Origin of the sequence: Streptomyces sp. MnatMP-M17, from assembly GCF_900091995.1 — a bacterium.
GTDB lineage: Bacteria > Actinomycetota > Actinomycetes > Streptomycetales > Streptomycetaceae > Streptomyces.
This window is the reverse complement of record NZ_FMDK01000506.1, coordinates 1-4,823: the sequence shown is the minus strand read 5'-3', so window position 1 is coordinate 4,823 and position 4,823 is coordinate 1. Positions and strand designations below refer to the sequence as shown.

The 4,823-nt window shown below is 71.1% G+C and carries 5 protein-coding genes; all 5 read left to right on the top strand.

Annotated features, from left to right (window positions below):
• Window positions 1–239 (top strand): hypothetical protein (locus GA0115259_RS41200; protein WP_218104228.1); only part of this gene is annotated, 239 nt, incomplete at its 5' end.
• A 357-nt stretch (window positions 240–596) separates the two neighbouring features.
• Window positions 597–2,204, top strand: a complete 1,608-nt coding sequence (locus GA0115259_RS22360; RefSeq protein ID WP_237540334.1) for a beta-N-acetylhexosaminidase — start codon at window positions 597–599, stop codon at window positions 2,202–2,204.
• 145 nt (window positions 2,205–2,349) lie between these two features.
• Window positions 2,350–2,883: a hypothetical protein gene (locus GA0115259_RS22355; protein ID WP_093600099.1), complete on the top strand. Its 534-nt coding sequence runs from the start codon at window positions 2,350–2,352 to the stop codon at window positions 2,881–2,883.
• A 132-nt stretch (window positions 2,884–3,015) separates the two neighbouring features.
• On the top strand, window positions 3,016–3,684 hold the full coding sequence (locus tag GA0115259_RS22350; RefSeq protein ID WP_093600096.1) for a hypothetical protein: 669 nt from the start codon (window positions 3,016–3,018) through the stop codon (window positions 3,682–3,684).
• 364 nt (window positions 3,685–4,048) lie between these two features.
• Window positions 4,049–4,823 (top strand): RNA polymerase sigma factor (locus GA0115259_RS22345; RefSeq protein ID WP_256098082.1); only part of this gene is annotated, 775 nt, incomplete at its 3' end.

Here is a 4,823-nt window from a genome sequence, read left to right as displayed (position 1 = left end):
CCCAGCGGCGGCTGCCGCAGCAGCTGAGCAGCGCGGTTTCGGCGGCGAGTGGCGCGGCGGTGTTGAAACGGTGGAGGCCGTTCGGGTGGCCGGCGTGGGATGCGCTGGACAGCGGGGGCTCCTCGAACGCGGCGGGCGGCGGTGGTCGGGCGGTGGTCGGCGAAGTGGCGGCCGAATGTATGAACGTAAGGGCAGAAGCGGGACGTAAGGACAGACGTGAGAAGTGGTACGTCGGTTGACGCGGCCGGTGTGTCGGTTGAGCTGACCGGGTGGGCCGGTTGGGCCGTCCGGTGGGCTGTTCGGACCGGCCCGTGTGACGCTTGGGCCGGAAGGGGCGGATGCGCCGTAACGCTATCGACGCGCCGCGGGGTACGTCCGACGGATGCGCGATTTTCACCCGGATGGGAGGGTTTCCCCGCGCGGGATGGACGCCGCCGTGGGACCTTCGCCGTAAGTGCGCCGCACTTTCGCGGTGTCGGGGGTGCACCTGGCACTCTTTGGGAGGTTGCGGAGTGATGCGAATATCCCGGCGTTTCTGGAGTACTCGGCGTGCTCGGCATGCTCGGTGTCATCGGACAGTCGGGGCAGTGGTCGCCATGGCCGCCGCCGCCACGATGGCGGCCTGTGACTCCGGCAGCGGGAGCGCGGGTGCGACGGACGGATCGGAGTCGTCGCGCGTCGCCTCCTCCTCCGACGCCGCCGACTCCTCGGACCGCGCCTCCTCCGCACGCTCCGCGCCGGCCGCCGATCCCTCGCCCTCCGGTACGTACCCGCTCTCCTCGGCGCCGCGCGTCATTCCCTCCGTACGCAAGTACACGGCCGCCCGCGGGCCCGGCTGGAAGCCGTCCGCCGGCAGCGGTGTCGTCATAGCGAGCGGCAGCGAGGGCCTCGCCGACGAAGGGAAGCTGCTGGCCGACGAGCTGAAGATCGCCTACCGCGGTACGGCCGCCGCCGGTGCCGGCGATGTCGAACTGGCCCTCAAGAGCGGCAGCGGCGCCGCCGAGTCGTACACCCTCACCACCAGCGGCGGTCAGGTGCGGATCACCGGACCCGATCAGGCCGGTGTCTTCTACGGCACCCGCACGCTCAAGCAGTCGCTGCGCGCGGACGCGGTGATGCCCGAGGGTGTCGTGGAGGACAGTCCCGGCCGGCCGCAGCGCGGGCTGAACCTCGACATCGCGCGCAAGTACTACACGCCGGGCTGGATCGAGAACCGGCTGCGCGAGATGGCCGACCTCAAGCTCAATATGCTCGGGCTGCACTTCTCCGACGACCAGGGCTTCCGTATCGAATCCACCACCCATCCCGAGATCGTCTCCAAGCAGCATCTCTCCAAGGCCGAGGTCAGAAAGATCCTGGACCTCGCCGACCGGCTGCACATCACGGTCGTCCCGGAGATCGACTCGCCGGGACATCTCGGCGCGGTGCTGGCCGCGTATCCCTCGCTCCAGCTCCGTAACGCGGACGGTGTGGCCACCAAGGGCGCGATCGACATCTCGCAGCCCGCCTCGGCGCGGCTCATCGACGATCTGCTGCGTGAGTTCGCCGGGCTCTTCAAGGGCCGGTTCTGGCATCTCGGCGGGGACGAGTACCAGGCGCTGGTGGTCGCCGATCCCGAGGCGTCGTATCCGAAGCTGGCCGCACTGGCGGTGCAGAAGTACGGCAGCCAGGGCCGGATCCAGGATCTGACGACGGGCTGGACGAACGACCGCGCCGCGACGATGCGCCAGTTCAAGCGGACGAACAAGGTGTGGAACGACGGTGTCTTCCGGGACGGAGTCGTCCAGGCCGACAAGGACCTGGAGATCGAGTACTGGACGGGCCGGGAGATCGGGGCGCGGCAGCCGGTGGAGTATCTGGACGAGGGCCGGCCGGTGGTCAACCTCAACGACGAGTACCTCTATTACGTGCTCGGCCAGCCGAACAACTTCATGTATCCGACCGGTCAGCGGATCTATGAGCAGTGGACTCCGCTGGTGCTGCGCGGTACGAAACCGGTCGACGCGAAGTACTCGAAGCAGATCCTCGGCGGACGGCTCGCGGTCTGGAGCGACTTCCCGAACGCGCAGACCGAGGACCAGGTGGCGCGCGGGATCCGGCTGCCGCTGGCCGCGCTGACGCAGAAGCTGTGGAATCCGGCGAAGCCGTCGCTGAACTGGAGCGGATTCACGGCGCTCGCGAGGAAGGTGGGCGGCCCGGCCTGAGCGGGGGGCGTGGGGCGCGGGTTGCTGGGCGTGGGTGTGCTCGAAGCGTGGCGGCCTTGTGGCAGGGCTGTGCGCCGTGGCTCGGCGGGCGCCCGGCCGGGCGAGGCTGGAGCCCGTCATGGTGGGTGTGGGGGGAGTGGGACACATGGGCTTCTGGGGTTATCTCGTGGTGGGCCGCAGCGATCGGCCGCTCGCGGAGGAGCCCGCGCTCTCCGCCGTACGGTCCGAGCTGACGCCCCATCAGCGGCGGCCGGACGGCTGGCAGGTGTGGCGCCATCCCAGCGAGCCCGATATCGGTGACATGGGCGCGCTCGCCCGCGCCATGGGATCGCCGGTGCTCTTCGGCTTCGTGATGGGCAGCGAGTGCGTGGCGGTGGAGGCGGCGGCGCCGCACAGCGGTTCCTGGTACGCCTGTCTGGCCCGGGAGCCGATGGCCCGTCATCTCGCGCCGAGCGGCCTGGAGCTGGAGGAGCTCTTCCTGCCGGCGGAGGACGCGGCGCGGCGGGCGGCCGACTGGGCGGCCGAGGCGGGCGGGACGGCCGAGCCGGACACGCTCCTCGATGTACTGAGCGCGCGGCGGCCTGAATCATTCGCCGAACTGCTCTTCTTCCGGCTGCTCGACGGGCTCGGAATTCCGGGCGTACCGGATCTTCGTGGTGTTCCGGACCCGGTGGAGTGATGCGTACGCGGCCCGGAAGGGGGTCGCGGGTCATCTACGCGCGGTGACCGAGTGACGTATTCAAGCCGTCCGGCGCAGTAGTGGTCAGTACCGCCAGTACGCCCAGTACCGCCTCCGCGACGGGAGACCTGAATGAGCCTGGTGAAGCTGATCGCACAGGCGGATGCTCGTGGCCTGGCCGCGAGCGGACTCGCCTGCCTCGACCGATGTCTGCCGCTGCTCGCGGATGACGCCGATGTGCTGCGACCGCTGTGGGCGGGTGTGGCGGTCCGGGAACAGGACTGGCCGGACCGGCTGGCCGCGTCACGTCAGGCCGTGGAGGCCGCCGCGTCTGTTCTGGACGCCGAGCCGGGGCCCGAGTCGGGAGCGACGTCGGAGCCTGGGCCTGACATGGCTTCGGCTGCCGAGAGCGTGGCGCTCGTACGGACCATGCTCGCCTCCGCGCCCTCGGAGTGGGCGGCCGGGCCGCTGCGCGACTGGGCGGAGATCTGCTCCGTCGCCGCGCTGGAGATCCATCAGAAGCTCGACGCGGTGGGCGAGGGCGGGAGCGCCGCCGCCGCGGAGCGGCTGGCACGGGCCCGCGAGGACACGGCCGCGGTCTCGGACGCGGTGGACGGCGCGGAAGGCGCGGACGGTGTCGGCCCGCTGGTCGCCGGTGAACTCCGGCGCCAGATCCGCATCCTGGAGATCCTGGCCGAGACGGACGGGCCCGCCGGTGTGCGCCAGGCCATGGATCTGTCGACCGAAGGACAGCGCGTGCTGCGCGCGGTGGTCTCACGGCGCGCCAGGGCGCAGGGCTGACACGCGAGGCCGCGTACGGGCTGTGAGGCGTACGGGCTGCGGGACTTACGCGAGGGAGGCCGGAACTGTCGTACGGCCGGCCGCGCGCCGGAGGCCACATCGGATGCCGCGCCAGACGCTCCAGGAGGACGACCGGGGCCGCCACCCCCCACAGGAGAGGCCCCGGTCGCCGTCCGCCGGAGCCGCGGTGCGGCCCCGTACTCATCTCAGCGCCGTGGATGCGTTTTCTGTCACACCGCATAACGTCAGCAAGTTGTTGCAGGTTGTACAAGTCATGGACGAGAGCGCGGGAAGGCCGTAGCGTTCAGGAACGCGTGAGGCGGCGCGGCAGTGACCAGCCGCGATTTCAGGACAGGTTGTGGGAGTGCTGGGGGACGACGCGGAGCTGACCGCCGCGGTGCTCGCGGCACAGGACGGGGACGAGGACGCCTTCCGTACTGTGTACCGCGCGGTGCACCCGCGGCTGTTGGGCTATCTACGGACACTCGTCGGTGAACCGGACGCCGAGGATGTGGCCTCCGAGGCATGGCTCCAGATCGCCCGTGACCTCGGCCGGTTCACCGGGGACGCGGACCGCTTCCGCGGCTGGGCCGCCCGTATCGCCCGTAACCGCGCGCTCGATCACATCCGGATGCGCGGCAGGCGCCCGGCCATCGGCGCCGACGAGACCGAGCTGACCGGTCAGCCGGCCGAGTCCGACACGGCGGACGAGGCCATCGAGGCGCTCGCCACCGGCCGGACGATGGCGCTGATAGCGCGGCTGCCGCGGGACCAGGCCGAGGCCGTCGTGCTGCGGGTGGTGGTCGGACTCGACGCGAAGACCGCGGCGCGCACGCTGGGCAAGCGGCCCGGCGCGGTACGGACGGCCGCGCACCGCGGACTCAAGCGGCTGGCGGAACTTCTTGACTCCGATGAGGAATGTCCTGGTTATCCCGATAGGGCCGGTGACGCTGACGGCTCTCGGGAAAACGCTTACTCCCGGGACGGCCGGTCCGGCGGAGGTACGGGCCGTACGGGCGGCAGGCCCGGCGACGTCGACGGCGGCGGGCCGGGCAACGCGCCCGTCGGCACATCCGGCAGTACGTCCGGAGCGGCGGCCACCGGATCCGGCGACGCGCCCGACGGCGGCGGTCGTCGCG

Bases quoted from the DNA above. Each gene is read 5' to 3' on its own strand.
- GA0115259_RS22360 (WP_237540334.1), top strand. From the start codon at position 597: ATGGCCGCCGCCGCCACGATGGCGGCCTGTGACTCCGGCAGCGGGAGC.
- GA0115259_RS22355 (WP_093600099.1), top strand. From the start codon at position 2,350: ATGGGCTTCTGGGGTTATCTCGTGGTGGGCCGCAGCGATCGGCCGCTC.
- GA0115259_RS22350 (WP_093600096.1), top strand. From the start codon at position 3,016: ATGAGCCTGGTGAAGCTGATCGCACAGGCGGATGCTCGTGGCCTGGCC.